Source organism: Paenibacillus hexagrammi (genome assembly GCF_021513275.1).
In the GTDB taxonomy this organism is placed as follows: domain Bacteria; phylum Bacillota; class Bacilli; order Paenibacillales; family NBRC-103111; genus Paenibacillus_E; species Paenibacillus_E hexagrammi.
Genome location: NZ_CP090978.1, coordinates 2,040,077 through 2,065,611, shown reverse-complemented (window position 1 = coordinate 2,065,611; position 25,535 = coordinate 2,040,077). Strand labels below are relative to the sequence as shown.

General features: G+C 46.0%; 34 protein-coding genes and 2 pseudogenes. 14 read left to right on the top strand and 22 right to left on the bottom strand.

Annotated elements, in window-relative coordinates; genetic code table 11:
* Positions 1-34: 34 nt before the first annotated feature.
* On the bottom strand, positions 35-994 hold the full coding sequence (locus L0M14_RS08955) for a LacI family DNA-binding transcriptional regulator (RefSeq protein ID WP_311198858.1): 960 nt from the start codon (positions 992-994) through the stop codon (positions 35-37).
* Between the two features lie 174 nt (positions 995-1,168).
* Positions 1,169-1,765 (bottom strand): hypothetical protein, encoded by a 597-nt coding sequence (locus L0M14_RS08950; protein ID WP_235121801.1) that lies wholly within the window; start codon positions 1,763-1,765, stop codon positions 1,169-1,171.
* Positions 1,766-2,084: 319 nt separating this feature from the next.
* Here L0M14_RS08950 and L0M14_RS08945 point away from each other — a divergent pair, with 319 nt between their 5' ends.
* From L0M14_RS08945 to L0M14_RS08930, 4 genes are all read left to right on the top strand, one after another.
* Positions 2,085-2,198, top strand: coding sequence for a YjcZ family sporulation protein (locus tag L0M14_RS08945; protein ID WP_235121800.1), 114 nt, complete (start codon positions 2,085-2,087; stop codon positions 2,196-2,198).
* Positions 2,199-2,395: 197 nt separating this feature from the next.
* Entirely contained in the window at positions 2,396-2,509 is a 114-nt protein-coding gene (locus tag L0M14_RS08940) for a YjcZ family sporulation protein (RefSeq protein WP_235121799.1), read from the top strand.
* A gap of 164 nt (positions 2,510-2,673) precedes the next feature.
* Entirely contained in the window at positions 2,674-2,769 is a 96-nt protein-coding gene (locus L0M14_RS08935) for a YjcZ family sporulation protein (RefSeq protein WP_235121798.1), read from the top strand.
* A 329-nt stretch (positions 2,770-3,098) separates the two neighbouring features.
* Complete coding sequence (locus tag L0M14_RS08930; protein ID WP_235121797.1) at positions 3,099-3,755, top strand: response regulator transcription factor; 657 nt, start codon at positions 3,099-3,101, stop codon at positions 3,753-3,755.
* 1 nt (position 3,756) lies between these two features.
* Here the strand turns inward: L0M14_RS08930 and L0M14_RS08925 are convergent, their stop codons facing one another.
* The gene (locus L0M14_RS08925; protein WP_235121796.1) at positions 3,757-4,599 is read right to left on the bottom strand and encodes a stalk domain-containing protein; all 843 of its coding nucleotides are present in this window, start codon (positions 4,597-4,599) and stop codon (positions 3,757-3,759) included.
* Positions 4,600-4,789: 190 nt separating this feature from the next.
* Here L0M14_RS08925 and L0M14_RS08920 point away from each other — a divergent pair, with 190 nt between their 5' ends.
* A complete protein-coding gene (locus L0M14_RS08920) occupies positions 4,790-5,428 on the top strand; it encodes a YktB family protein (RefSeq protein ID WP_235121795.1) in 639 nt (212 codons plus the stop codon).
* Positions 5,429-5,521: 93 nt separating this feature from the next.
* The gene (locus L0M14_RS08915; RefSeq protein ID WP_235121794.1) at positions 5,522-6,220 is read left to right on the top strand and encodes a DUF2680 domain-containing protein; all 699 of its coding nucleotides are present in this window, start codon (positions 5,522-5,524) and stop codon (positions 6,218-6,220) included.
* Between the two features lie 71 nt (positions 6,221-6,291).
* On the opposite strand, the pseudogene L0M14_RS08910 reads toward L0M14_RS08915, so the two are convergent.
* From L0M14_RS08910 to L0M14_RS08900, 3 genes and pseudogenes are all read right to left on the bottom strand, one after another.
* Positions 6,292-7,466: pseudogene (locus tag L0M14_RS08910) on the bottom strand (MFS transporter).
* Positions 7,467-7,500: 34 nt separating this feature from the next.
* Positions 7,501-7,644, bottom strand: a complete 144-nt coding sequence (locus L0M14_RS08905; protein WP_235121793.1) for a hypothetical protein — start codon at positions 7,642-7,644, stop codon at positions 7,501-7,503.
* Positions 7,645-7,661: 17 nt separating this feature from the next.
* Positions 7,662-8,492, bottom strand: coding sequence for an MFS transporter (locus tag L0M14_RS08900; protein WP_235121792.1), 831 nt, complete (start codon positions 8,490-8,492; stop codon positions 7,662-7,664).
* 483 nt (positions 8,493-8,975) lie between these two features.
* Between L0M14_RS08900 and L0M14_RS08895 the strand changes: the two genes are divergently transcribed.
* Together L0M14_RS08895 and L0M14_RS08890 are read left to right on the top strand one after the other, a co-directional pair.
* The gene (locus L0M14_RS08895; RefSeq protein ID WP_235121791.1) at positions 8,976-10,445 is read left to right on the top strand and encodes an aminotransferase class I/II-fold pyridoxal phosphate-dependent enzyme; all 1,470 of its coding nucleotides are present in this window, start codon (positions 8,976-8,978) and stop codon (positions 10,443-10,445) included.
* A gap of 76 nt (positions 10,446-10,521) precedes the next feature.
* A pseudogene (locus L0M14_RS08890) lies at positions 10,522-10,942 on the top strand (DUF1885 family protein).
* Between the two features lie 60 nt (positions 10,943-11,002).
* On the opposite strand, the gene L0M14_RS08885 reads toward L0M14_RS08890, so the two are convergent.
* The 4 genes from L0M14_RS08885 to L0M14_RS08870 form a co-directional block, all read right to left on the bottom strand.
* A complete protein-coding gene (locus L0M14_RS08885) occupies positions 11,003-11,311 on the bottom strand; it encodes a DUF1292 domain-containing protein (RefSeq protein WP_235121790.1) in 309 nt (102 codons plus the stop codon).
* Between the two features lie 105 nt (positions 11,312-11,416).
* Positions 11,417-12,034, bottom strand: coding sequence for a stalk domain-containing protein (locus tag L0M14_RS08880; RefSeq protein ID WP_235121789.1), 618 nt, complete (start codon positions 12,032-12,034; stop codon positions 11,417-11,419).
* Between the two features lie 78 nt (positions 12,035-12,112).
* Complete coding sequence (locus tag L0M14_RS08875) at positions 12,113-12,427, bottom strand: alpha/beta hydrolase family protein (RefSeq protein ID WP_235121788.1); 315 nt, start codon at positions 12,425-12,427, stop codon at positions 12,113-12,115.
* A 28-nt stretch (positions 12,428-12,455) separates the two neighbouring features.
* Complete coding sequence (locus L0M14_RS08870) at positions 12,456-12,992, bottom strand: alpha/beta hydrolase (protein ID WP_235121787.1); 537 nt, start codon at positions 12,990-12,992, stop codon at positions 12,456-12,458.
* Positions 12,993-13,095: 103 nt separating this feature from the next.
* Between L0M14_RS08870 and L0M14_RS08865 the strand changes: the two genes are divergently transcribed.
* Entirely contained in the window at positions 13,096-13,269 is a 174-nt protein-coding gene (locus L0M14_RS08865; protein WP_235121786.1) for an aspartyl-phosphate phosphatase Spo0E family protein, read from the top strand.
* A gap of 28 nt (positions 13,270-13,297) precedes the next feature.
* On the opposite strand, the gene L0M14_RS08860 is transcribed toward L0M14_RS08865, so the two are convergent.
* On the bottom strand, positions 13,298-13,774 hold the full coding sequence (locus L0M14_RS08860) for a CcdC family protein (RefSeq protein ID WP_235121785.1): 477 nt from the start codon (positions 13,772-13,774) through the stop codon (positions 13,298-13,300).
* Positions 13,775-13,961: 187 nt separating this feature from the next.
* On the opposite strand from L0M14_RS08860, the gene L0M14_RS08855 reads away from it, so the two are divergent.
* From L0M14_RS08855 to L0M14_RS08845, 3 genes are all read left to right on the top strand, one after another.
* On the top strand, positions 13,962-14,714 hold the full coding sequence (locus tag L0M14_RS08855) for an MBL fold metallo-hydrolase (RefSeq protein ID WP_235121784.1): 753 nt from the start codon (positions 13,962-13,964) through the stop codon (positions 14,712-14,714).
* A 43-nt stretch (positions 14,715-14,757) separates the two neighbouring features.
* Positions 14,758-15,030, top strand: a complete 273-nt coding sequence (locus L0M14_RS08850; protein WP_405030826.1) for a DUF3892 domain-containing protein — start codon at positions 14,758-14,760, stop codon at positions 15,028-15,030.
* 183 nt (positions 15,031-15,213) lie between these two features.
* Positions 15,214-16,833, top strand: a complete 1,620-nt coding sequence (locus L0M14_RS08845; protein WP_235121783.1) for an ATP-binding protein — start codon at positions 15,214-15,216, stop codon at positions 16,831-16,833.
* Here the strand turns inward: L0M14_RS08845 and L0M14_RS08840 are convergent.
* The gene (locus tag L0M14_RS08840; protein WP_235121782.1) at positions 16,830-17,270 is read right to left on the bottom strand and encodes a GNAT family N-acetyltransferase; all 441 of its coding nucleotides are present in this window, start codon (positions 17,268-17,270) and stop codon (positions 16,830-16,832) included. The two genes, L0M14_RS08845 and L0M14_RS08840, sit on opposite strands and share 4 nt — an antisense overlap.
* Positions 17,271-17,339: 69 nt before the next feature.
* Positions 17,340-17,798, bottom strand: coding sequence for a divergent PAP2 family protein (locus L0M14_RS08835; RefSeq protein ID WP_235121781.1), 459 nt, complete (start codon positions 17,796-17,798; stop codon positions 17,340-17,342).
* A gap of 103 nt (positions 17,799-17,901) precedes the next feature.
* Between L0M14_RS08835 and L0M14_RS08830 the strand changes: the two genes are divergently transcribed.
* Positions 17,902-18,330 (top strand): CBS domain-containing protein, encoded by a 429-nt coding sequence (locus tag L0M14_RS08830; RefSeq protein ID WP_235121780.1) that lies wholly within the window; start codon positions 17,902-17,904, stop codon positions 18,328-18,330.
* Here L0M14_RS08830 and L0M14_RS08825 read toward each other — a convergent pair.
* From L0M14_RS08825 to L0M14_RS08790, 8 genes are all read right to left on the bottom strand, one after another.
* Positions 18,299-19,510: an ArnT family glycosyltransferase gene (locus L0M14_RS08825; protein WP_235121779.1), complete on the bottom strand. Its 1,212-nt coding sequence runs from the start codon at positions 19,508-19,510 to the stop codon at positions 18,299-18,301. The two genes, L0M14_RS08830 and L0M14_RS08825, sit on opposite strands and share 32 nt — an antisense overlap.
* Before the next feature lie 16 nt (positions 19,511-19,526).
* A complete protein-coding gene (locus L0M14_RS08820; protein WP_235121778.1) occupies positions 19,527-19,877 on the bottom strand; it encodes an EamA family transporter in 351 nt (116 codons plus the stop codon).
* Positions 19,877-20,221 carry a DUF2304 domain-containing protein gene (locus L0M14_RS08815; RefSeq protein ID WP_235121777.1) on the bottom strand — a complete coding sequence of 115 codons (345 nt, stop codon included), beginning with the start codon at positions 20,219-20,221 and terminating at the stop codon, positions 19,877-19,879. The genes L0M14_RS08820 and L0M14_RS08815 overlap by 1 nt, the downstream gene beginning before the upstream one ends.
* Positions 20,222-20,226: 5 nt before the next feature.
* Positions 20,227-20,925: a glycosyltransferase family 2 protein gene (locus L0M14_RS08810; RefSeq protein WP_235121776.1), complete on the bottom strand. Its 699-nt coding sequence runs from the start codon at positions 20,923-20,925 to the stop codon at positions 20,227-20,229.
* Between the two features lie 225 nt (positions 20,926-21,150).
* The gene (locus tag L0M14_RS08805; RefSeq protein WP_235121775.1) at positions 21,151-21,333 is read right to left on the bottom strand and encodes a hypothetical protein; all 183 of its coding nucleotides are present in this window, start codon (positions 21,331-21,333) and stop codon (positions 21,151-21,153) included.
* 187 nt (positions 21,334-21,520) lie between these two features.
* Positions 21,521-22,033, bottom strand: a complete 513-nt coding sequence (locus L0M14_RS08800; protein ID WP_235121774.1) for a hypothetical protein — start codon at positions 22,031-22,033, stop codon at positions 21,521-21,523.
* Positions 22,034-22,054: 21 nt separating this feature from the next.
* Positions 22,055-22,606, bottom strand: coding sequence for a superoxide dismutase family protein (locus tag L0M14_RS08795; protein WP_235121773.1), 552 nt, complete (start codon positions 22,604-22,606; stop codon positions 22,055-22,057).
* A 149-nt stretch (positions 22,607-22,755) separates the two neighbouring features.
* On the bottom strand, positions 22,756-23,082 hold the full coding sequence (locus L0M14_RS08790) for a hypothetical protein (RefSeq protein WP_235121772.1): 327 nt from the start codon (positions 23,080-23,082) through the stop codon (positions 22,756-22,758).
* Between the two features lie 147 nt (positions 23,083-23,229).
* Between L0M14_RS08790 and L0M14_RS08785 the strand changes: the two genes are divergently transcribed.
* Positions 23,230-23,439, top strand: coding sequence for an alpha/beta-type small acid-soluble spore protein (locus L0M14_RS08785; RefSeq protein ID WP_235121771.1), 210 nt, complete (start codon positions 23,230-23,232; stop codon positions 23,437-23,439).
* A gap of 425 nt (positions 23,440-23,864) precedes the next feature.
* Here L0M14_RS08785 and L0M14_RS08780 read toward each other — a convergent pair whose 3' ends face one another.
* Entirely contained in the window at positions 23,865-25,295 is a 1,431-nt protein-coding gene (locus L0M14_RS08780; protein WP_235121770.1) for a hypothetical protein, read from the bottom strand.
* Positions 25,296-25,535 lie beyond the last annotated feature (240 nt).

Below are 25,535 nucleotides of genomic sequence, written 5' to 3'. Positions count from 1 at the left end.
TGTTGAACGGATTCGCGGATCATTAATTCAGTTTTCAGCAGGACCTGATCCGCATCAAGCTGCTTTTTTCTATCATCTGAATGATTCGGCGGGCGCCCTCCCGACTGAGCTGCTCGATCGGTCTGCGCACTGTAGTTAACGCCGGAGTGACATAGGCGGCAAATTCCGCATCGTCAAAGCCTAGAATCGAGATGTCTTCCGGAACTCGCAGCCCTGCTTCAGCAGCAGCTTTCATCGCACCAAGGGCCATTTGGTCATTACAGCAAAAGACGGCTGTTGGCCTTACCTCCAATGCAAGAAATTGCTGCATCGCCATGCGGCCGCTCTCGAGATCGTATTTGCCCGGATACCTGTAATCCGGAGAATCCGCGACCCCATGCTGCCTCATTGCTCGCTCAAAGCCTTCCTTTCGGTTTTGCGCAGATTTAAAGCCTGCACGCCCCTCTATCAAAGCAATGCGCGAATGACCTTGTTCCACTAAATAAGAAGCGGCCTGAAAGGCTCCCTGCTCTTCATCCGACAGCACATTCACAACCCCCGCTGCCGCATCAACCGGACGATTGAGCACCACAAGAGGGATCCCCTTCTCTGCCGCGTGATGAATGAATTTCTGATCATCCTCGCTCTGGCTGACAACGATGATGCCGTCAAAATTCCGCCGAGTAATCATTTGAAAATTGTTGTAATCGTCAATCCCTTTGACCACCAAATAATACCGGTCCTGGATGACGCTGTTCACACCGCGTATAGCCTCATAAAAAAAGCTCGCAGAAGTACCCTGACTAAGCGTTGTAAAAAATAAGCCCACATTGTATGACCTGTCCAGCACCAGACTCTTAGCGCTGAAATTGGGCGAGTAGCCCATCTGCTGCGCCATCGTACGGATGCGTTCCTTCGTTTCTTCATTAATTAAAGGACTATCGTTCAAAGCCCTGGAAACCGTCGTGTGAGAAACGCCGACAAGTCGAGCGATATCTTTAATCGTTACGCTCATTCACTCACCTCTGCAATTAGCATATCACAGTTATGCACACGTTAACAATACTATTTTCGCAAGGATTTTTCTCGGTAAGATTAGATTTCCCTTCATGTTTATCTTTCATGAAACACAAAAGAGAGACCGTATTTACATACAGGCTCTCCTTTTATTTCAAAGCTATTTTCATTTTCACATCTCCAACAGCAGCATCTCTTGACGCATCTCGTCAAGCTTGGTTTTACACGCCATAGCCGCTTTCTGATCACCGGCTTGAATGGCATCAAACAACGTAGCCAGCTCATAATCCATTTCTAAACGCAATACGGGAATTCGTTCTTCCGGCCGTTTGGACTTTAATGCTTGCATCACTTCTTCAACCGTGACCGCAGGCTCTTTTTGATAGAGCACCTTATGTTCGATGCCGCTAATTTCCACCATTCGGATGATTTCTCCGAACATGATATTTTCAATCAGAATTTGACGGTCTTTAAATCGTTTGACAACCGCGTGACCTCGTGTATCGCCAATTAGCTTCTCCATCATTTCAGCCAGCTTCTCGTCTTTGAATGAATAGTTGCCTACAATTTTGTACTTTTCGCCGATTCGCTCGAATTTCAGCTTAATCAGCTTCCGTCCGGTACGAATGGATATAATGAATTGCTGTTCACTTTCGTTCCAATACAAAGAATAACCTTCCTGAATAAGCGCTTTGATAAAATTACGGATTAGCCGACGATCAAATCGTAACTCTAGGTTGCAATACTCAACTTCATGACTCTTACTCACGGCAATCCCCTCCATCATTCATTTGGAACATTTTAACTAAATATTCAGACAACTTATCCTCTTACCCTTATCTTATTATGAATTCTATGTTTTAGCAACTTGGTTTATTGACATTTTTTTAAGCCATAACGCACAAAAATATTGACTTCCCTCCATCGTGTTTTCCTCTATTATATGCAGCTCCTGCGCAAATGAAAACGCAAACATTTTTTTAGAAATCGGGACAGATGCACAATCATAAAAAGTGCCCACTCCTTCATCGCTCTGAGCCATACACTATCCGTGTAGTGCAAAACAATCAAACGAAAGGGTGATTGGAATGGGTTATGCAGCAGGTGTAGGTTGTGGAACTGGTGTCGGTTATACTTCCTCCGCAGCAATTCTGGTACTGTTCATTCTGTTAGTTATTATCACTTCAGCATTTGCTTGGTAATTTGAGCAGGTATGGTATAAGGACGATCTGCAAGTACAGCAGAGAGCCCTTCTATTGTTAGAGGCGTATGGATAAGCAAGATGCTGTCTGAAGGAACCGGGACATTCGCACAATCATCATATGGCCCAAACATCCCGGGTCCTGCGCCATATACTAACCGTGTAGTACAAACAAACCAAATCGAAAGGATGATTAGAATGGGTTATGCAGCAGGTGTAGGTTGTGGAACTGGTGTTGGTTACAACTCCGCAGCAGCGATCTTGGTACTGTTCATCTTGTTGGTAATTATCACTAGCGCATTCGCTTGGTAATCTCCCCCAACTGACGAAAGTTGCCTGAGGGATCAGGCAGCTTTTTTGAAGCGTTTGTTCCTACCGGGACAAACGCACATTCGCAGAATTGGCCCATACACATTTACTTGAGCCACATATAATGACCATGTAACACAAACCAAATCGTTGAAAGGGTGATCTACATGTCCGGAGTAGCAGGTGTTGGTTACACATCTTCCGCAGCAATTTTGGTGCTTTTCATCTTGTTGGTTATCATTACAAGCGCATTTGCATTCTAATGAACCCATAGAAGGGGCTGCCGGTCAACGGCGGCCCCTGTTTTTTTTCATACCGGAGAAATGGAAGGAAATGAACCTGCCTAAGCTGCTCACAGCACGCTATCTGTTCATCATGGTTCCATATATTAGCACCATGTAGCGAATGAGCATCAGCAACAACGGCACAATCAGCCAGAGGCCATTTTCAAAAGGCGTAGGAATAAGCGGCATGGAAGAGCGAGTCAAATTGGTGGGGGGCGAGCTGTGGGTAGAAGTCAAAGAGCCTTTTACCGTAACTACACTTCTTCCTAGCTACCAAAAATAAGAGATGTTGGATAGGAGTTACCACCATGATAAAAGTAATGATTACGGATGATGACCCGTTTATCCGAGAAAGCTTAAAGCTGATCATCGGACTTGATCCGGAAATGCAGATCACGGGGACCTACAGCAGCGGGCAAGAAGTACTAGAAGCCCTGCAAACCGGCGTAGAAGCCGACATCATTCTAATGGATATTCGAATGCCTGTGTGCGATGGTGTGCAAGGGACCCACTTGATCAAGCTGTCGTTCCCCCACGTGCGCGTTCTTATTCTGACCACATTCGACGATGACGAATTTATCGTTCAAGCGCTCCGAAACGGAGCAAGCGGGTACCTGCTTAAAAACATTCCGCCGGATCGGATCATCCAAGGCATCAAAAGCGTTCATCAAGGACATGTGTTAATCGATTCCGACATTGCCAAGAAGCTCACGTCACTCCTCACGACGGTAACCCCTTCTGAACCGGCTACCCCTCATTTCTTGACTGAGCGCGGCTTGACTCCCACAGAACAGAACGTTGTCATAAAAATATCTGAAGGCCTCACAAATAAAGAAATCGCCCAGGAATTATTCCTGAGCGAAGGTACGGTAAAAAATTATATTACAGAAATTCTAAGCAAATTATGTCTTCGGGATCGAACCCAAATCGCGATTTACTATTTGAAGCGGCTCCACTCCAGCTAAGTTACTCCGGCTTGGTAACCTGGATATCTTCCATGGTGGAGCTGCCCACCGTGTACCCAAGAGCATCGTTGATATCCACCGTCTTGGTCAGATGTAAGGTTGTCTTATAGAAGTGACCGTTCTCATTAAGCAAATACTCGTAGGTATTTTCCTCAGGCAGAGCATCAATAATGATCGGTGTTGTAGCGTAGGTTGTGTTATTGATCGTGTAGTACCGGTATCCATCTACATAATTCTGTAGAGCTTTCCGCTTCATCTCATCGGGCTCACCCGTGATAATCACTGGCTCCGTGGTATAGGTAATTTGAGGCGACTGTCCCCATTTGGTCTTAAGCTCTTCCTCACTTACGTATAGGTCTCCTGTATACTTCTCCTTGGCTTTACGCAGTCCATCTGTGTTGATGCCCATCCGGTTTAAATCCTTAAGCCTATAATAAGCACGGTCCGTGGCATTGACGAGAACCGGGTACTGTCCGCCTAAATACTCCAGCATCTGGGCGTATGGAAATTGCAGGACAATTTCCGTGTACGTCGCATCTGTGCCTTCCTCAGGCTGCTCCGCATGAATCCGGCTGTTCACATAAATCGTTTTATTGCTTTCTTTCCAATTGACGACAGCTCCCAGGTATTCTCCTAATTCTTTAACCGGCAGGTAGCTCGAATTGTTATAAATTAAAGGCGGATTCGTTAATGCCACTTCTTTACCGTCAACAACAACATGAAAATCTTTTCTCAGGTAAGCGTCTACCCGTTCTAATAAATCCTGCGCGTACACGCCTGCCGTAAAACAAGTGCCCATGATTGAGCCGAGAAGAGCAATCTTTGTCCATTTATGAATCTTCATCGATTTGGCTTCTCCTTTTCTGCTAAGTTTTGATATGTCTGGAAAACATTCGCCATAAATCGTCAATCTCCTGCTTTTTTCTACAAAGACAATAACTGCTTTTGTGACTATTTGCCGTACAACAAGAAAATTGCAGGATACGGAGATATGCTTTATGATGATGAAATACCAAGTATAGGAGAGACATTTCATGAGTTTTAACGGATTTACTGTCTATGATTTTGAAACGTTTATCATTCCCGGTCTGGAAGGACGCATGGAAGCGATACGAGAGCGCATTCAGCCTAAATTTCGTGCTTTAGGAGATTCATTAACCCGTCATCTATCCATCCTTTCCGGGACGGAAATGTTCCTGCATATTGCTAAACACGCTCGCCGCACTGTCAATCCTCCCGTAGATACCTGGATGGCGATTTGCCCGAACAAGAGAGGCTATAAGCAGGTGCCGCATTTTCAAGTAGGTCTCTTTGATGACCGTCTATTCATTTGGCTTGCTTTGATTTATGAACTTCCGAACAAAGATAAGATTGCATCCCGATACCTTCATCAACTAGACAGCCTTCAGAGGGAAATTCCCCAAGACTTCGTGATATCGTTTGACCACATGAAGAAGAATACAACCGATGTTGCTGAGCTCGATGAGACCGGTTGGACCACTGCATTAGCGCGTTTCCGGGATGTAAAGAAAGCGGAGCTGCTCATCGGGCGCAATCTGACTCATGATGACCCTCTTCTAACCAAACCAGAGGAGCTAGAGCATCTGATCAAGCAAACTTTCGAGAATCTAATGCCCGCTTATTTCGCCGCCGTTGATGCCGGAAAAATTTAGGTTATCTTAAGGTTTCTTTAAAGTAATATATATCCTTTCTGCAAAGACTACCTCTTGTAACTCACCAAGTTGTAGAAAGGGGTTTTAGCAAGAATGAAACCAATGAAACTTCCATTATGGAAAAAGCTGGGCGTTAGCTCCGTCGCGCTTACGATGCTGCTATCAGCAGGCTCACTATCAATGGGGAGCCTTCCTGTACATGCAGCAGCAGAAGATACATCCTCTGTACAAGCAGGCAGCGAATCACAGGGTGTGCACAAGCACGGCCATAAGTGGCCGATCATCGAAGAATCGGCTTCGCTCATCGGCGTGAACAAGGAAACGATGGTGAAATCGCTTCAGAACGGCAAGAGCATCGTTGATGTGGCGTCGGAAAAAGGGGTCAGCGAAGCGGACCTGACAGCGAAGCTGATGAAGCTGCGCACGAGTAAAATTGATGTCGCCGTGAAGGAAGGCAAGCTGAGCAGCGAGCAGGGTGAGAAGCTGAAGCAAAGACTTGACCAGCACTTGAAGCAAATTTTGAACGAGAAGAACCTTTTGGAAAAGATGAAGGAACGAGGCGCATGGAAAAAGCACGGGCATGGGCTAAGACCCGACACTGCTCAACTGGCACAATCGCTGGGCATGACTCAGGAAGAGCTGCGGGCTCAGCGCAAAGCCGGCAAATCTTTGGCGGAAATTGCTCAATCCAAAGGAATGTCGAAGGACAAATTAATCGAAACGATTAAAGAGCAGCTGACTCCTTCGATTGAGAAAATGGTTGATAGGAAGAAAGACGGAAAGAAAGAGTAACACCAAATTATAGGCAAGTGAAATAGAAAAAGCCGTACATCCACCTAAGGTGAAGTGTACGGCTTTTCGCGCTAGGCAACTTGACCCGCTGCGCTATGACGATCCAGCAGCACGAAGCGCTGCAGCAGGAGAATGGCGGCTAGACACAGTACGCCGCCGATTAGGAAAGGCAGCGCCCGGTCGATGGCGAACACGGCCCCTCCCAGCAGCGGTCCGGCAATCCGGCCCAGGCTGTCCATAGAGGAGCTTAGGCCGGTTGCCACGCCCTGCCCTACCTTCGTTCGCTGTGTAATCAGCGAAGTCACACAAGGCCGAATCAGCGCGTTTCCAGCGCCGAATACGGAAAGATAGATGGCAGCGGTCACTACGCTGGAAGAAAACAGCAGCAGGATGAAGCCCACTGCGGATAATACCAGACCGATTGCGATAACTCGCTGCTCGGCGCCTTTTTTGACCAGCCTGCGTACAACGCCTCCTGGATCAACGCCCCGACAATACCGCTTGCCAGGAACATCATACCGATGTCGAAGGGAGATGCGCCGATTTTATCCATTTCATAATACTGAAGTGTCGCTTCCAGTCCGGCTAATGTAAAGGTAACAAAGAATGAGAGCACATATAAATACTTCAATGATCCTGCAAACGCCGTCCATCGTGAAGGCTTGCTCTGCCCCGCAGCCAACTTGCGCTTCTCAGCCGTAAGAGACTCTTTCAGCACCAGGAATGCAAACACGAAGGACACCAAGGACAATCCCGCAGCAACGAAGAACGGAAGCGCCAGCCCCCATTTACTAAGGATACCACCTAATGCAGGTCCAAAGATAAAGCCCAGACCAATCGACATGCCAACCATGGCCATTCCCTTTGTCCGATTCTCAGCGGTTGTAATGTCGGCTACGTAGGCGACCGCACATGACGTCGCAGCGCCTGAGAACAGTCCACCTAATATTCTGGACACATACATGAGCCACAGATGATTGTCTGCAAACCCAAATATCAGGAAACTGACGCAGAAGCCTAGCAAACCGACCATGATGATGGGTCTTCGACCAATGCGGTCAGACAGTCCTCCCCAAATCGGGGACATGAAAAATGAGGCCGCCGAGTAGACCGAAAGCAGCAGCGCATTGTGAAACTTATCTCCACCCGCCCCGATAATTACTTCTGGAAGTACAGGAATAATGATGCCAAAACCGATAAATATGGTGATCAGCAGCAAACTTATGATTCCGATTTGTTTATTCACGATGCTTGTCTTCCTCCATATGAAACGTTTTCCATTATCGTACCACACCTTTTTTTCCGATGGAAATGAACATTTGTAGAACAAGGAGCACGACAAGCACAGAACCACTGAGCAGAAACGGGGCGTGATGACCGTACACATCCCACATCCTGCCTGAGACGATCGGTCCTACAATCATGCCAAGGCCTTCAATGGTTAGAAAAAATCCCCAAACGGCCCCCTCTTCTCTGGAGGAATCACAGATGCAATGAGTGCATTCCAAGAAGGAATGATCAGCGCATAGCCTACGCCAAGCATTGCCACAACCACATACAGGAGCCCCATACTCCGAATGTAAGTGAATATTAGTAAGCTAGCCGCACTAATGGCGAACCCCGCGATCAAGAACGACCTGATGCCTACTCTGTCTACTAGCTTACCTATAGGAATTAGGAAAAGAACGGTCACAGCGCCGCCGGCAATAAGGAACAAGCTGTATTGATTAGAGGTTAGCAGCAGAACTTCCTTGGCGTATAAAGTGAGAATCGGCGTTAAAATACCTAACGCAAACGTCTGTGCAAACATCGCCGGGAAAAGCAGTGGAGAAACCTTCAAGGAACGCTTCACTTCATGAAAGTACATCGCCGCCCGTTCTCGCCAATCGGTAGGAGGAGTACCTTGATGCTTATTCTCATTGACGCGGGAACCAGGCTCGGCAGAAAGCCTACTATTGCCAGAGGTCGACTGTTGAGGCTTTCTGGGCAAGAGAAGCGCCACTAATACGACAACAACCATACATCCAATCATGAATTGAAATGCGTGCCTGAAATCATGTCCTTTGATAAATAGATTAATAACAACAGGTCCTAAGCCCACACCTGACAACCAAGCCATATACACTACACTCATCACAGTGGCTTTGGCCTCGTCTCCTGCAACCTCCGTCGTTCCTGTAATGACACTCGGCCAAAGCGGGGCCGTACCGAAGCCTAAACCCGCGCAACCTAGTATGATCCAGATATAATCTGAAGTGAGCGCAATCAGCAAGAGAGAACCGAACGTGATTACGACCCCCAGTTAGCATAACGGTCCGGTACCCCGCCTTATCGATCAGCCATCCTACGGGCGTGCGCAGCACATTATCCCCCACATATTGAGCGGCTAACGTGAAGCCTATGACAAAGGTTGATGCGCCGAGGACTGTTTTCATATACACAGGCAGAATCGTCAGCAGCAAAGCTCCTTTAACAAATTCAACGCCGAACATGATGATCAAAAGCTCCCATACAAAAGGAGAAAACACTGCTTTACGGCTCCACTTTTTCATCCCTTCCATACTCCAAATTCCGCATCCTTTCATGAAACCGTTACGTTGTTTTTGTTAGTTTCTCCTATATTGGCACAAACTATAGGTAACCATGATCTGATTTAGAAAAATTTCACTTGCATGAAATTTCTATTTTGTTATACTCATTTTGTTTGTTGCTATGATCAACAAGCAATTTACAATAGAAGGGAAGCGATAATCAGGTGGATCAAAACCGTACCCCCCTGTTCTCCGCACTGCTCCAGCATGCTGAGAAAAATCCGATTCAGTTCCATATTCCTGGGCACAAAAAAGGAGTCGGCATGGATCCGGAGTTTCGTTCCTTTATCGGGGACAATGCTCTATCCATCGACCTCATTAATATAGCACCGCTGGATGATCTGCATCAGCCGATGGGCGTGATCGAAGAAGCACAAAAACTGGCCGCACAAGCCTATGGGGCCGACCACACCTTCTTCTCTGTGCAAGGTACAAGCGGAGCCATCATGACGATGATCATGACCGTTTGCTCGGAAGGCGATAAAATCATCATACCGCGCAATGTACATAAGTCGGTTTTGGCCGCAATTATTTTCGTCGGCGCCAAGCCCGTGTTCCTAAAGCCCGTTCGCGACAAGAATTTAGGTATCGACCATGGCGTGTCCTCCCGTTCGGTTCGCAGAGCGCTTGAGAAGCATCCTGACGCCAAAGCCGTGCTAGTCATTAACCCTACCTATTATGGGGTTTGCACGAACCTGAAGGAAATTGTAGACATTGTACACGAATATAACATTCCTGTATTGGTTGATGAAGCTCATGGCGTGCTCATTCATTTCCATGAAAAGCTTCCTGTATCCGCTATGCAAGCCGGAGCCGACATGGCTGCCACCAGCGTTCATAAGCTGGGAGGCTCGATGACACAAAGCTCTGTGCTTAACGTTCAGGGCAACCGAGTCAATCCGAAGCGTATCCAGACGATTATCAGTATGCTGACGACCACCTCCACCTCTTACATCTTGCTTGGGTCCTTGGATACGGCACGCCGTCATCTGGCTCTTAATGGACATGCCATGGCGGAGCGCTCCCTGGAGCTCGCACAGTATGCACGGAAGTCCATTAATGAAATTCCTGGTCTGTATTGCTTCGGGGAAGAAATTCTAGGTGATGAAGCTACCTTTAATTACGATCCAACCAAGATTACCGTTCATGTCCGCAAACTAGGCGTAACAGGCTTTGAGGTTGAGAATTGGCTTAGAGACAACTACAACATTGAAGTTGAAATGAGTGATATGTACAACATCCTGTGTCTAGTAACGCCAGGCGACACCCAAGAGAACATCGATATCCTGCTTGAAGCATTGCGCAAGCTCGCAGAGGTTCATCACGGTGCCGATACGATTCATGATGTTGTCATTAAAATCCCTGCAATTCCTCAACTGACACTGACGCCGCGAGACGCGTTCTATGGGGAAACCGAAACGTTACCTTTCAAAGATGCGGCCGACCGCATCATCGCTGAATTCATCTACGTGTATCCGCCAGGGATTCCGATCCTGCTTCCAGGTGAAGTGATCACCCAAGAGCTGATTGATTATATTGTCGAGCACGTCGAAGTCGGACTCCCAGTGAAAGGTCCCGAGGACCGAAGCGTACAAAATGTCAAGGTCATTGTAGAAACTCCAGCCATCTTCTAGCTCATAGGGCCATCAAGGGAAAATATTGTAAAACCGTTTCCATGGTGCTATGATGTTGGTGGGAGGTTCGATATACATGGCTCAAAGCGCTTATATCAAGTTTGTAACAGGCTCCGCTGTCTCCGCCCTTTCATTGGACGAGATCAAGGGAGAAGCTGCTGCATTACAGGGAGCAACTTTCCTTAACCGCCAAGCAATTGGGCTGGGAATATGACGATGCCGGGTTCCCTTACTCCATCGAAACAAAGCCGGAAGGCGAAGGCAAATGGTTCTATCTCAAGGGCACAAATCCGCTTTATAAAAATATTGTAATCGGCATAGGCACTGAGAACACGTCTGAAGTGCAGCACCATTATGTTCAAGTGGTGCTACCGGATAACGCAACTCACGGCGATAAAAGCAAAGGCAATGAATTTTGTAAATACTTAGGTAAGCAATTAAAAGCAGAACTGCACTTGTTTAACGGCAGAATCATGTATTTTAATCCTCGTAAATAAAGGCTAACCAATGGGAAACCCCCTATCAGCGGCGCTGAAAGGGGGTTTTATGTATGGTTCCTATTCTTCTTCTTGAGCTATAATTTCATTGTAAATATTAACGACACGTTCCCATTCCGCTTCATCTTCAATGTTAACGAGGTACGCTTCCTCGCCTTCTTCTTCGACACGGAAGATCACCCCGTCAGCTTCAGGATCATTTCGATCCAGCAAAACCGCATAGGCCTGCTCCTGGGATTGGAAAGTGTACACCATCACCATCTCATGCTCTTTACCGTCCTCATCGGTTACGATAAAAATATCTTCCCCATGCTCATGATCGTGATCACAGTCTGGGCCGTGTACATGATCGTCTTTATGATCGCTCACAGGCAGTACCTCTTTTCATCTCATAATTGGCTTTCCCAATTATCCTATCATTTTCATATGTTGAGGTCAAACGACAGTTTGAGAGCATACGATAGGCGAGGACGATTAATTAGACAGAATTTGCTTTTCTGAGACAACGACATAGCCGGAGCTGTCATCCAGCTGCATTTCAAATTTCACCTTGTAATTTCCATATTCATCAAAGGATACACCGTTAAAAAGAGCTGGCAGCCAGAAAGAACTCCCTGACGGCTTCTTATCGGGTACAAAGGTTCCGACCTCTTGACCGCTAGGCGATTCGATAGAAACGCGCACAGACGAAATCGATGTCGATAGATTATCCACCTGAGCTAAGATCACGAAGCTGTGACTTCCGCCCTTCTTGACCACACTGAACGGTCCTGTGATGTTAAATTCATTATCAATGCTGCTTGCTACGATCATGTGAACATTCGGCTTATAAATCGAAACCGTCTTGTTCGTATTGTCCCATTTCACCATAGCTTCCAGAGACTTCGTCAGCGATCGCAGCGGCAACATGGTCTTTCCGTTTACGATCAGTGGCGGCACATCCGAATCGCTAAACTCCTGTGTTTCATCGTTGATACTTAACCTTGCGATACTGAATCCCTCATAATTCCCCCATATCGAAGAAGCTACCACCGTAGCCGTACTTAGTCCAAAAAACACCAGCATCAACGTGAATATCCGCTGAACCTTCATCCCTCTTAACCTCCAGCATGTTAGTAGTTTCTGTCTGTCTCTTTATACTCTGGTGGAACGTAAGAGTTGCGAAGGAATTTATAATTTAGCAAAAAAAGAGCTGACCCGCCGCGTGTATTCTTCTGAAAATAGCCTATAAGTGCCTACGTGTCCTGCCTCGGAGCTGACCCACAGATCAAACACATCTTGGTGACGAGTCCACATGGCTTCGCTGTGACGGCTGGGAATTGCGGGGTCATCCTTGCTATGGATAAACAAGATCGGTCGGGGATACACCTCATCAACTGCTTGCAAAGCATCCACTTGAGCGGGTCGAATCCCTGTCAACCAAGGAAGGATCGTCAAGATCATTGGTGTAAAAGGAACATTCGGCAACTTGGACCATACCGGCAAATTATCCTGCAGATAAGGTTTTAACTGACTAAATGCACTGTCTGCGACTATACCGCATACGGACGAATCCATAGCGGCGGCTAAGATCGAAGTGCTCCCCCATGGAAAAACCGAGCAAACCAATTTTGCCCGGTTTATGTTCTTTGACCCAGTCGATGGCTCCAAGTAAATCCTGCTTTTCCATGTAGCCAACCGTTGTCATCGTTCCTTCAGATTCACCAGAATTACGAAAATCAAACATCAGCAGGTTGAAGCCTTCCTCAACAAGCGAGCTGCACAGGGCCAAAGCGGGTAATCCCTTCTCCAGTCTATTACCTGCATATCCATGTGAAACGATAATCGTCAGCTTCGCTTCTGGAAGTACGGATGGAAGAAACCAACCGCACAGCTTGACCCCACCGACCCTACTAGGAAACTCGACTGATTCATACATCAAACCATACTTTTCAGGTGAATCATCCACCGCCTTACGGGCTGGATGGGCGAGACGCCAGCCAACTAAGACAGATACGGCTGTGAGTGCGGCAACGACGATCAAGATAAAGCTAGCAGCTATCCATACCATATCTTCTCCTCATCATTTCTATGATTTCATGATTACTAGTTCCTTTTACCTATTAAATATTGTAGAATTACAGTATATGGGAATTGCTAGGAGGAATTGTTGTATGCCTTGTTCAACTGGGCTTGAATTAGAAGCCGAAATCAACGATTTAAAGAAACTGCTGATTTCAACGGCAGCTTCTTATACCTATAATCTTCACCATCCTCAGGTTATTGAGATCAGTCAAAGATTAGACCAGCTTATTGTAAAACTAGTGAAACAACGTGCATCTTCATAGAATAAACTAGTATTCCAGTTCAGTAGTACTAAGGTCTTATTTTTTTAAATTGAACGTACATATATACCCGCCATGGAAGCAGCATACCAAAGGCAAGAATGAAGAACACCGCCCCTGTTTGATAAATCGTGATCCACTCTTCCACATACTCATGTAACGCCAACCTTCCGATGAGCAATACAAACAAAATCCCTAAAAATGCTTTGGAACGCTTCATATACACTTGTCCGTCCTCTAGATACAATCGTGACGTCCGAATTAGCGGATAAGAAAACAGAACAGCCCCGGCAAGGAATGAAATGAGTCCCCACCACAGTGGAATTCGAGTCAAGGGTGCAACAAACATGAGAAATCCCGTGCTCATCCCGATTGGCGGCATAATGATCTTCATTATATTAAGAGGCTTCGCGGCAGACCGCAGACGGACTACCATCACCATTAAAGCCATACCTAGGGATCCAAACAGGGAAAGTGCATGTAGATGGGACCCGAGTGCTAGATTCATTTGAATATCCCTCCACTCTTTTTCTTTCATTATATCACTGCAAGCTCGCTGATCAAAAGTCTTTACAACCTTTTTGCACGCGCTTTACTTAGATTTCACAGAGAATTTACATTTAGGTTGAAATTGCTCAAGAACACGTGCTACATTAAGAAAAGGTGATTTTTGTCGAAAAATGGGAGGCTCATGAATGAGTTGGCAAATTCAAATGGTCGGTACCGGAAGCGCATTTGCGAAAAAATATTATAATACAAGCGCTCTGATTCTAAAGGATCAAGTGAAAGTGCTTATAGATTGCGGTTATTCCACTCCACAAGGATTACATGCACTGGGAGTAACTCCCGACCAATTGGACGGAATCGTAATTTCACATATTCATGCGGATCATGTCTTCGGTTTGGAAGAAATCGGATTCCGCTTATTTTATAATTACAATAAGAAAAGAATGAAGTTATTCCTAACTGAACCCATTGCCCGTGTATTATGGGAAGAAACACTACAGGGAAGTATGTACAATTCGGCGGAGAACTGCGTCCAATTGACGGATTACTTCGACGTGGTCATCCTTAAGGAATATGAAAAAACGACACTGTTCCCCGGTATAGATATTGAAATGATTCCAACCCTGCATGTCCCCAGCAAGAACAGCTATTCTCTATTCATCAATGAACAAACCTTTTACAGTGCAGATCTGCAGTTTAACCGCGAGTTGATTCTAGATGAAATCATTGGAAGACGGAAATGTCATACCCTTCTTCATGATTGTCAGTTAAGCGGCCCGCCGATTATTCATGCTTCCTTACAGCAGCTGCTCACTCTACCTCAAGACGTTCAAGAGAAAATATGGTTAATGCACTATGATGACCGTATGGAGCAGTTTATCGGTCAGACTGGTCATATGTCGTTTATCCTCCAGCAGCAGATTGTAACACTTCCTGAATAATTACATCGCCTCCCAACCATACTAGATAGAGGAGGCGATATAGATGAATCCTTTTGACCAAACATCTTCAGGAATGGAAAATGCAGCACCAGGCAAAGAGCAAGTTGTTGCTGTTAGAAAGAACGGTGACGGCGATATTGTACAATTACAGCTCTCTTCGGGGGCAGTGGTTGACTACAAGCAGGCACAGCAAATGGCCAAAGCAGGCCAAATCGAACATGTCAATGTCTTTAAAGGACGGGACGGGGATGAGCATCTTCGATCAGATGCCGACGGAGATCCTACCAATAATTTGGACAATTTACCAACTTTTTAAATAGAAGCAAGAACCTGTGGAGGAAATCTCTCTCAGGTTCTTTTTTTCGCGTTTTTCCTCTGAAATTCTTGTAATTTTTTCCTAAGTGATGCAGGTATTTTTCAAAAAATAGAGAACTTTACACATGATATACTTGAATCATCATCATTCATACACGGTTACCTATGCACTCAGGAGATGATAATGTTGATCTTGAAATCGATTCTCTACGCGTACGTCTTAATGCTTTGTGTTTATTCCATAGCTAAGCATAACACCATGCATCCATTAATCGTCTTAGCTTTCGGATTTTTGTATATTCTTACCCTTCAAATGAAGCGGCCTAAAAACCTCCTCCCTTGGATCCGGCTGATTGTCCTCTTTGGATTCCACGCGGTTACGCACCAAAGCATGATCATTATCCTGTATTTGCTATCCATGTCCATCGAAATTAATAATCAAGAACAGCAATGGCGCGGTTGGATCCTGTCTTTCTTCTATGCCTTAGGCTATTTCCTGCTTTCCTGGTACGTTCCTACCATGAAATTCGATGATTCCTGGCCTTCTTTCTTAGCCATCAGCATGCTGCATTTTGTGTCTGCCTTCTATCTGACATTATCCACTATGCACAAGACTAAACAGGCTGAAATGTTGAAAATAGAACGCACCCGCCTTACTACACAAGATGCCTTAACTGGGCTTGTTAACTATGAAGAATGCCACCGTCGTCTGGAACAGCTGGTCGCGGATAAAAAGAGCCTTGCCTTCATATTGATCGATTGCAACGATCTCAAGTCCATGAACACCAATAAAGGCTTTCAAGCCGGTAATATTATTTTGAAGCAAATTGCTGATTTACTGAAAATTTTGTTCTCTGATGCTTACATGATATCTAGATATGGCGGAGACGAGTTTTCCATTGTTCTGCCAATTGCCGATCAACAGACAACCCCTTCGCATTACAAGCTTTTGTTAGAATCTGAGCTCCCTAAGCTAACCGGGATACAAATTACATACGGAATATCAACTTTCCCTTATGAAGGACAGACCAAAGACGATCTTGTTCTGCTTGCCGAGCATCAGCTCTCATTGAAAAAACGGGAGGTGTGGCTAAAACGTGAGGAACACATGGTTCGAGCGGAGAAGCTACGAGTCGTAGGAGAGCTAGCTTCCGGGATGGCTCATGAAATCCGTAACCCTCTGACTACCGTTCGGGGATTTTTGCAAATTTCGAAATCGAACGATTACAACATTCGAGATTGGTATTCAATGATTATGGATGAAATCGATCGCATGAGTGAATTAACAGGAGAATTTTTACAGTTTTCAAAACCTCACTCTACCTTGTTTCATATTCGTTCCCTTCAGGAATGCTTGACACGTGTGATTTCGCTTACTGAATCAGAGGCTACACGGCTCGGTCACATCATCCGATATCAAGCTCCGGAGATGGCCATATATATTCTAATGGATCAAGATAAAATGATTCAGCTCATCCTGAATTTAGTAAAAAATGCGTATGAAGCTATTGAGGATAACGGCGTCATCCAATTACATCTAGCTAGTAACGGTTCGAGCGCCATCATGGTAATCGAGGACAATGGCCCGGGGATTCCGAGCGAGATGATGGAAAAAATTTTCCATCCATTTTACACGACGAAAGAGAGCGGCACTGGACTTGGGTTGTCCATCTGCCACAAGATCGTTCAAGAACACGAAGGAACCATTGAGGTTGAAAGCCAGCTAGGCATCGGGACTAGATTCATTCTCACATTCCCCATTGCCGCTGATCAAGAGCAACGGAACCAAGCCGCTTTAAGCTAAAGCGGCTTTTTCATTCTTACATGAAGGATTCCGGCATCATAGAACGGTTCTTCTGAAATAACCTCATAACCCAGTCCCCGATAGAAGCCCTCTGCTTGGCATTGCGCATCTAGCATCGAATAGGAGCAGCCCAATTCCTTCGCCTGCTCTTCCATGGCTAGAACGAGCTTTTTGCCAAGTCCCAAGCCTCTGCTTGATTTCAAAACCGCAATACGCTGGAGCTTGGCGGTATCCGGTTGATATTTATACCAGCGGGCTGTTCCAACAGCTTGACCCTCATGTACAATAAGAAAATGATGGCAGGATTCAGGCGATTGATCTTTCTCATCCATTTCCAAATGCTCCGGTACCTTTTGTTCTTCGACGAATACCTGCATCCGTATATCAAAACAGCGCTTTAATTGCTCTTCACTTTCAACTCTGATGATGTCTAACATCCAGACTTCTTCCTTTCCTAGAACATGCTTAGAGAATAGCGTATTCCGGAAGAGTTGTCCAGACTAGTCTCATTTAGATTCCATGAAATAACTTAGGGAACCGACTGCCGCGCCGAGCATGGCACCGCCTAATACTTCCGTGGGAAGATGGCCCAATCTTTCTTTGAGCTCTTTGCGGCGCCGTTCATGATAGACGCCAGGGTGCTGCTGTGCCAGCTTCTCGACCTGTTGATCCAGATCGTTTACCTCTACAGCGATCTCCCCTGCTGCGCGGCGAATCCCCATCGCATCATACATGACTACGGCTCCGAAGACAGCACTTATTGCGAAGTCCACCGCAGAGATCCCTCTCTTAAAACCAATGTAGGATGCCAAGGATGCTACTCCGGCCGAATGGGAGCTAGGCATACCGCCTGTTTGAATCAACTGTGACCAGTCCCACTCTCTTGTCTTGGCAAATGTCAATGGAACCTTCATAGCCTGTGCCGCACCTATTGCTACCAATGCCGTTACTATCGCTCGATTCATCTATGGATCACCTCTCTCTTAGAATCCGACGCAGATTTAGATTCTATTCACGCTTTTTGCTACAATAGTGAAGTATGATCCTGTACAAAGGGAGTTTTGATGGATGAATATTGCGTTTTTTCTTTTACCTAAGTCCGATGTGATCACAACCACCATGCAAGCCACACTTCGGCAAACCTTAGAACGAATGGAATACCACAGATACACAGCCGTACCTATTTTGTCTGAAAGCGGTCACTATGTGGGGACTGTAACCGAAGGAGACTTGCTTTGGTTTCTAAAAAATGCCGAAGGCATCAGCTTCGACAATGCCCATCGCCATCTTCTCCAGGAAGTGCCGCTGCGTATGAAGAATAGACCCGTACACATTCATGCCGACATGGAAGATTTGATTGAGCTAGCGAAGGTGCAAAACTTTGTACCCGTCGTAGATGATTCCGACAAATTCATTGGCATCGTTCGCCGAAGTGATATTATTGAGTATTGTGCCCAGCAAATGTTTAAATCCCCTTCCGCTGCAGCAGAGCACTAATGATTGCCAAACGCACTAATTGATAAGTCTGTGTGATAAAATAAGCGGTTCCCAGCATAAGGAATGGCAGCATCCCATACAAATATCGATCTACTGGGATAAAGAGCATATGGATGCCAAGAAACACGAATAAACCAACAGCTAAGTAACGTATGGATGTATCCCTGCGGCTGAATAGCAACAAAGCCAGCGATCCAAGATGGACCAAATAATCATGTAACCGCTCCAACAGATGAGCATACCACTGTGGAATTGAAAACGGATACGGGCCCACCCACATTGTTTTATAAAAAGCATGCAGCTTGCCAATCGTCAGCCAGCGAAGCCACAGCAGCGGCTCCGTCTTTAGCCCTTCCTTAATTCGCTCCACTCCTGCTGCAAACTGTTTATCAGGGTCAATATGATTCCAATCGATGGTGCCTCGAAAGTATGGGTCGGTTCCTCCTAAGAATGGGTTACCCGCTTCTCCTTTTGCAATAAATATGAACTCATGAAACGTCACCATGTTGCGAATCCACCAAGGAAGCATAACGATCGCGAATGAAGCCGCTGCCCATAGGGCCGGCTTTATTTGTATTTTCCTTGCTTGACTCCATAGAATTAGGTACGGCACGATCGCCATAGGAAGCGAATTCGGCCGAAACAGCACACAGATCCCTAGAAGGATACCTGCAAGGATATGATCTCTCCTTTTATTATCCTGTATGATGCGAACCTGCATGTAAATTAGGCCTGTGAACGCGGTGAGAAAAGGAACTTCCGTCAGCACTAGAGATGCAGACCATACATAGGAAGGATAAATCGCAGCAAATGCTGCTGCAAGAACCCCGGTCATGGCATTCATCAGTCTGCGTCCAATCAAAAAGATCAAGACAATAGCCCCCAACGCGATTACACAGTTCACAATCCGAACGACCATTAACGCAGGTTCAAGAGGCTCATAGCCTGTGATGCTAAAAATCGCCGCCAGCATCATCGGCCAGCCCGGGGTAACCAACGTATTCGGCTCCGTGTCCCGATAAGCATAAATGCCTTTTTCCAACAATTGAATGGCTGTCTTGGTATATTCGAGCTGATCCCATTCCAGTGGCGTATAATCTGCCTGTAACACGTAATCCAACCGCAGGTACAAAGCAACCCCAAGCAGCAGAATCAAGCCTATCCATGTGCCTTTATTCAAAATTCGGATTCCTCCTTTATTTCGCTAGCATAAATGCTCCGCCAACCAGAAGGAACAAGCCCATCCATTGAGAAGTAGTCAGCGTCTCTTTAAATACGAGAAGTCCGCACAAAGCCCCCAGCACATAAGCAAACGACTGTAGAGGATAGACGCGGCTAAGATCGAATCTGCTGAGTGCATAGAACCAAAGCAGAGTTGCTGCACCATAAAGAAGACAACCGAGCAGCAGATAGGGCTGCACCAGGACAGAGCCAAGGCTATCCCACCCATTCAAAGGCGTCCGAGTCAGCGCCAGCTTCCACAAAATTTGACCAGCCACAAGAAGCATGACATTGATGCCCACCAAAAGTAACGGGGAAATTGCCATTATTCCGCCCCCCCGTTCTTAAGCTGCTCCTGGAGCAAGGATACTTCTTGGACAAGTCTGGTTAGCCTTCGATGCAGCTTCGAAATAACAATCGTCAGATGCATAATGAACACCAGTGAGAACAGCAGACCTACCAGAAAGAGCAGGGATGGTGCGTAGTAAATTCTCACGAAGTGAGACAGCGGATTCAATATGTCGGGAAAGAAGCTAAACAGAACCATTACAGCACCCAGTGTCAGCCATAGCAGTGCATACTGCTCCTGCAGCTTTTGCCTTCTAATGAGCTCCACCGTGATAAACACAAACATCAAACAAAACACAATACCAAATAAATAAATATTCATCGTTATCAGCTCACATTGCGAATTCTTGTTATACAAACCGCCAATGATACTTTCAACATGTAATATAAGGACTTCAGCGGTGTAATCGAAGAACGGCCCGCTTGTCTTGAATGCATCAGGACCGAAGTCTCCATGACACGATATCTTTGTCTTTCCAGCAGCATAATCGCTTCCACTTCCGGATAATCCTCCGGGTAATAATCGGCAAATAATCGAATAATGTCCCGATTTACCGCTCTAAATCCTGAGGTTGGGTCGGTATAGGTCTTGCCGATCATCCACTCAATCATCCATGTGAAGAACCAGATGCCCATTCTGCGGCTCCATGCCGAACGGTATTCGGTTCGTTCCAAGAAACGGGACCCAATGCAGCAGTCCGCTTGACCGGTCATGATGGGCTCCACGATTTTACTCAACTCAGCCGCATCGTGCTGCCCGTCAGCATCCGTTTGAACAGCGATGTCATAGCCCTTCCGGTAGGCGTATAGATAGCCCGTCTGCATCGCCCCGCCAATGCCTAAATTGACAGGCAAATCAATAACAGCCGCTACACCGGTTGCTCTAGCCACTTCAGAAGTGCGGTCTGTGGAACCATCGTTGACTACCAAGATATCTGCTTTATGCACAGCGTGTTTAATCGACCGAACAACCTGCCCGATACTTTCTTCCTCATTGAAAGCCGGAATAATGACAAGCAGCCTCATGTCTTACGATTCCTCCTCCAACTGCCTATTACTATAACAAGGATACCCGGGAATAGATGGAAATAAACACGGATTCACCAAAGTGAAGATCGCTGCAAACGCAAAAAAGAATGGGCTTGTCCCATTCTTTCCTTCGTGAATACTATGTATGATTTCGTAAAGAGAATACAAATTCAATCAGTAGAACAACCGCAAGAAGATATGTATTTCGGCTGCGTTCGCAATCTATAACGACGTCTCTACCACTACCGAAAGCGAATCCTCGGCGTTCATCATGGGCAACACCTGCTCTTCTTCCTGCCCAAAACATATACGATCCTCTTGCTCTTGCCCGCCCAGCCATTGCTGCCATTCCTTCCGTTGAATGCCCAGCTGTTTTAATACCAGATCAATATCAATCTCTCTCACGCTTCCACACCTCGTTTCACAATTTGTTCTCTCTCTCTTCTACCCTATACTTTATCGGTCATTACAGATTCTGTAAATAAGTGCATATTGTCGAAACCTCTAAAAATTAAATTAAAGAGATATAAAGGAAAATTAATCGAAAACATGCCAATTCGACAAAAAGAACCGCACAAGCGGTCCTTTTGTCTTATTGCAATTGATCCGATCCCGAACTTTTACTTAGAACGAACTCACTGGCCCAATCTACCATGCCGTTCATGAGTGTCAGAACAAGGTTGACGGCGTCTTTTTCTGTCATAGAACCGCTAGATTGGTCACTAACGTATTTGGCGGTTTTTTGCTCCAGTTTATCCACCATATCCTTGATTTTAAGCAGCTCGTACGCCAAATCAGACACTTGACCGCCGCCTGAACCACCACTGCTTTTTCCGGATTGCGCAGACTGCTGGGACTGCTGCCCCTGACCTCCGCCCCCTGCCTGCGACTGTTGGTCCTGTCCTGACGCCTGCTGCTGCCCGCCTTTTTGCCCACTACCGCCTTGGGAGTCCTGGGACCCTTGGCCTCCTTGTGATCCTTGTGATCCTTGTGATCCTGAACTTCCCAGGAGCATTTTCTTTACCTGCTCCAGTTCGATCAGTACCATGTCGTTTTGTTTGGTCAACTCGTCCATTTGAAGCTTTAGGTCTTGTGTTTTTATCATGCTACATCGACGCCCCTTTGACTATTTCACAACTCCGCATGCGACTCTTTTGCCTGAGTTACCTGCTGGGTCCGATACCATATCATCAGGCTGTTCATGTATCACCAGGCTAGTGCCGCCCGGTTTGAACAACGAATTAGGCTTGTCCGGAAGAAGGACTACCTCTTTGGAAATGACATCCATCCGTCCGTTACCCTGTGAATCCACCGTCAGATTAGGCAGATCTCCTGCATGTGGACCTTTAGGATTTTTGAAGCCATGCTGCTTATGCAGCGGATTCAAATGTCCTCCCGCCGAAGTAAAGTCAGGAGCTTCGCACACACCCTTTTCATGAATATGAAAGCCATGCACACCTGGCTTAAGCCCAGTGACCTCGAGCTGAATGCGGACACCTTCTGCTACTTGCTGAAGCTTGGCCGTTCCGATTTGCTTGCCTGCTGTCCCAACAATTGCAACATTCACTACACTTGGCGGAGCAGCCGCTTCTGCAGACGCAGCCATGTTAGCGCTTTGGCATCCACTTAAAGTAAACAGCAAAACGCTGGCGGACATGAGTAGTTTTTTGGATTTCATCGTTTAAATGCTCCTTCTGCTTTTCTATGTACTTACAAAAATCTACCCTTATATTGTGCAAGTAAATTCCAGGGTAAACATGTCGCAGGGAGATTTTTTCACAAAAAAATATCCGCAACCGGGTTCGATTGCAGATGAATTCCTCTCAATTACAATATAGTCATTAATCTCGCGATTGTCTGTAGGTTCTCCAGCTTCCTCTTATAAAAATGGTACTCCACCTTCGTTTGCTCCAAAGCGGCTTCTACCTGTAGGACCTTTTTTTGAAGCTCCTTCGTATAGGGCCACATTTCAGCCTGACGCTGCTGTTCGTTCTTTCCGCTTACCAATCCTTCTCCAATAACCTCGCACTCCTTGGACAACAGCTCATGTTTCGCCCACGCAAGCTCAGTCACTGCATCAGCATAAATCGCCTCCGCCTGTTTAAGCAATTCCGGGACAAGCTGCAATTCCAAAATGACCTCGGACCGATTCATTTCGGATTCCTCCTATCGGCTTGACAATAATTCAGATTAGGTTGCTTCGCCTCATATATATTCACAGGAAGATGAAACATGCTCATGTATAAATTATCTGAACATTCACATAATAGGTGTGTACCAAAACAAAGGAGATGATTGAGAATGGCTAGCAACAATACTTTAGTCGTACAACAAGCAAAGGCAGCTCTAGATCAACTGAAGGTTGAAGTCGCTCAGGAAATTGGTGTTCCCCTCTCCCCTAATGGATACAACGGACACCTTGCTACACGTGATGCAGGAGCTGTTGGCGGACACATTACCAAACGCCTCGTGCAAATCGCTGAACAACAGCTGTCCGGATTTCAAAAGTAGGTACTTGTTTTAGTTGTATGCAACATTAGCTAAGGACTGTTTCCTGCCTAAAACAGGGGATGGTCCTTTTTTAAGCTTAACATGAATAAGTCTATGGGTTCCCGATCATAGTAACATGGTATTTATTTAATGAAAGAGAGGCCCTAAGATGCCAAACACGAAACCAACCATAGAAACCGATCGAGATCCCACCACGATCTATGAAGATACTCGCGCGCACGAGCGCCATGGGCTTCGCGTTAATGATAACGAGCCCGTGAATAGCAATGGCCAGCCTGAAGATAAAGTCGATGATATCGGGATATAATTGGAAGAGAAAAGACGCGAGCGCGCTCGCGTCTTTTGTATTCTATAAAACCGGGTCCATTACGAGCTTAAGCAGCTTTTCTCCGACGCTGATGACATGTAGTTAATACATGCATGAACTACATTGCTCCCAGCATGTGTTGCACCATCTGTTTGAGCCGCTCCCATATAGTCAGTTCCTTCTCCTGCTCATCATCCTTGTTAGAATCCTCCAACACTGGAGAATTCAGAGTAGGCACACCCGAATTGTTACGCTCGTGTACCCGAAGAATTGTACCCGCCGATTCTGAAATAGGATCCATGTCCGTTCCCAGCCCAAAGTAAAAAGAACCATCCAACTCTTCGAACGATCGCGCAAACGTTTCTTGAGGAAATCGTACAATCTCCGACCAAGCGGAATCATGGTCCAGTTCGGATACCTTCGCTTGATAGACAAGATTTGTATATACATTCGGTTTCGATTTCACATAGGCGAGAACATAAATATGATTGTCACGGATGAGTATATCCATTGGAACTGCTTCACCATTAGGCAGACCAATACGCCTCGCATCGTTAATGTCCTTAGCGATAAATAACCCTTTGGATTGCCACTGATGATCATTGTAGACCTCACCGCCAATATAAACAATCCGATCACCGACCACCGTAGTTCGAACCATCCTCATATATGGAGGTTTGTTTTCCTTAACATGAACCTCAGGTCCAGGAAACATTTTACTTCCATACACCGTAAGCTCCTCGGTAACCAGCTTATCAGAGCCATGTTTCGTCTGCCCTTTTATTGATAACATTTTATTTTCGTCTGACCACTTATCATTCTTAGGAAGGAGGCTGCCCAATGCATACAAGGTGTCCTTAAATTCGAAGAGCGTATACACACGCTTAGCACCGAATGCATGTAACTCAGCCAACTTGGACCAGCTATTGCCATCATCCTTGGATACAAATACATCCGAAGATTTGGCGCTCGTGCCGACAAAAAGGTTCCCATGATAGGAGGCCATGTCATATACATGGATTGCATTGGGAATATTTCTGAACTTGTTCCACTGGTCTTGATCCAGTCTGTAAAAATTACCGAAGTCCCAGCTGTCTCCCCGCGGGTCATGACCAGGAATATACAACTTGCCTTTGATGATTTTATAGAGATCGATCTGCTCCTCATCCACATATTTATTCATTTTTTTGGTGGAGGCAGCTGCCACCTCTTGCGTATTAAAGCGGCTGGCAGCAGGATCATAATAGACAATAGGAATTGGACCAGCATTAGGCGAGGGCCCCGTATTGCTGCTGTTGCCATAACCTAGATACACTTTTCCATCATATACTTGCATGTCCCACACATTCCGTGCATAAGCCGATTTTGCGAGAGGCTTACCCAGGTCCTCGACATTCAAAGTATTCACGTTCACTGCTGTTTCTGATCCGCTCGCGCTGCTGGCCGACACTGTTGACGAACTGATTCCTGAGCCTACGCATACCGAAATTGGCAGTAGTAATACAGCAGCTATAGATAGGATAAGCTTGATTTCGATACGATTGTTCATGGAGTGTACCTCTCTATTACTTTTGATATCATTGATACGTTGTGTATCAATGATATCACGACAAGTCGAAGATGTATAATCCTCCCAGAGGCCCAAACCGGTACAACCGCACATCTTCCTGATGGCCCAATCAAGCCTCCGCTTCGTTCATATGATGGTGATGTAAGGCAAATCAATCAAGTGAAAGGGTGATTTGAATGGCTTATGCAGCTGAAAGCGCATGTGGAGGCGTTGGTACTA

Coding starts and splice junctions, on each gene's coding strand:
- L0M14_RS08930 (WP_235121797.1), top strand. CDS start 3,099: ATGATAAAAGTAATGATTACGGATGATGACCCGTTTATCCGAGAAAGC.
- L0M14_RS08840 (WP_235121782.1), bottom strand. CDS start 17,270: ATGTTAGACATCATCAGAGTTGAAAGTGAAGAGCAATTAAAGCGCTGT.
- L0M14_RS08855 (WP_235121784.1), top strand. CDS start 13,962: ATGAGTTGGCAAATTCAAATGGTCGGTACCGGAAGCGCATTTGCGAAA.
- L0M14_RS08935 (WP_235121798.1), top strand. CDS start 2,674: ATGTCCGGAGTAGCAGGTGTTGGTTACACATCTTCCGCAGCAATTTTG.
- L0M14_RS08810 (WP_235121776.1), bottom strand. CDS start 20,925: ATGAGGCTGCTTGTCATTATTCCGGCTTTCAATGAGGAAGAAAGTATC.
- L0M14_RS08815 (WP_235121777.1), bottom strand. CDS start 20,221: ATGAATATTTATTTATTTGGTATTGTGTTTTGTTTGATGTTTGTGTTT.
- L0M14_RS08865 (WP_235121786.1), top strand. CDS start 13,096: ATGCCTTGTTCAACTGGGCTTGAATTAGAAGCCGAAATCAACGATTTA.
- L0M14_RS08780 (WP_235121770.1), bottom strand. CDS start 25,295: ATGAACAATCGTATCGAAATCAAGCTTATCCTATCTATAGCTGCTGTA.
- L0M14_RS08820 (WP_235121778.1), bottom strand. CDS start 19,877: ATGGCAATTTCCCCGTTACTTTTGGTGGGCATCAATGTCATGCTTCTT.
- L0M14_RS08850 (WP_405030826.1), top strand. CDS start 14,758: ATGAATCCTTTTGACCAAACATCTTCAGGAATGGAAAATGCAGCACCA.
- L0M14_RS08880 (WP_235121789.1), bottom strand. CDS start 12,034: ATGAAGGTTCAGCGGATATTCACGTTGATGCTGGTGTTTTTTGGACTA.
- L0M14_RS08835 (WP_235121781.1), bottom strand. CDS start 17,798: ATGAATCGAGCGATAGTAACGGCATTGGTAGCAATAGGTGCGGCACAG.
- L0M14_RS08785 (WP_235121771.1), top strand. CDS start 23,230: ATGGCTAGCAACAATACTTTAGTCGTACAACAAGCAAAGGCAGCTCTA.
- L0M14_RS08915 (WP_235121794.1), top strand. CDS start 5,522: ATGAAACCAATGAAACTTCCATTATGGAAAAAGCTGGGCGTTAGCTCC.
- L0M14_RS08905 (WP_235121793.1), bottom strand. CDS start 7,644: ATGATTGTAGGACCGATCGTCTCAGGCAGGATGTGGGATGTGTACGGT.
- L0M14_RS08830 (WP_235121780.1), top strand. CDS start 17,902: ATGAATATTGCGTTTTTTCTTTTACCTAAGTCCGATGTGATCACAACC.
- L0M14_RS08800 (WP_235121774.1), bottom strand. CDS start 22,033: ATGATAAAAACACAAGACCTAAAGCTTCAAATGGACGAGTTGACCAAA.
- L0M14_RS08790 (WP_235121772.1), bottom strand. CDS start 23,082: ATGAATCGGTCCGAGGTCATTTTGGAATTGCAGCTTGTCCCGGAATTG.
- L0M14_RS08795 (WP_235121773.1), bottom strand. CDS start 22,606: ATGAAATCCAAAAAACTACTCATGTCCGCCAGCGTTTTGCTGTTTACT.
- L0M14_RS08860 (WP_235121785.1), bottom strand. CDS start 13,774: ATGAATCTAGCACTCGGGTCCCATCTACATGCACTTTCCCTGTTTGGA.
- L0M14_RS08845 (WP_235121783.1), top strand. CDS start 15,214: ATGTTGATCTTGAAATCGATTCTCTACGCGTACGTCTTAATGCTTTGT.
- L0M14_RS08940 (WP_235121799.1), top strand. CDS start 2,396: ATGGGTTATGCAGCAGGTGTAGGTTGTGGAACTGGTGTTGGTTACAAC.
- L0M14_RS08955 (WP_311198858.1), bottom strand. CDS start 994: ATGAGCGTAACGATTAAAGATATCGCTCGACTTGTCGGCGTTTCTCAC.
- L0M14_RS08925 (WP_235121796.1), bottom strand. CDS start 4,599: ATGAAGATTCATAAATGGACAAAGATTGCTCTTCTCGGCTCAATCATG.
- L0M14_RS08870 (WP_235121787.1), bottom strand. CDS start 12,992: ATGGTATGGATAGCTGCTAGCTTTATCTTGATCGTCGTTGCCGCACTC.
- L0M14_RS08945 (WP_235121800.1), top strand. CDS start 2,085: ATGGGTTATGCAGCAGGTGTAGGTTGTGGAACTGGTGTCGGTTATACT.
- L0M14_RS08920 (WP_235121795.1), top strand. CDS start 4,790: ATGAGTTTTAACGGATTTACTGTCTATGATTTTGAAACGTTTATCATT.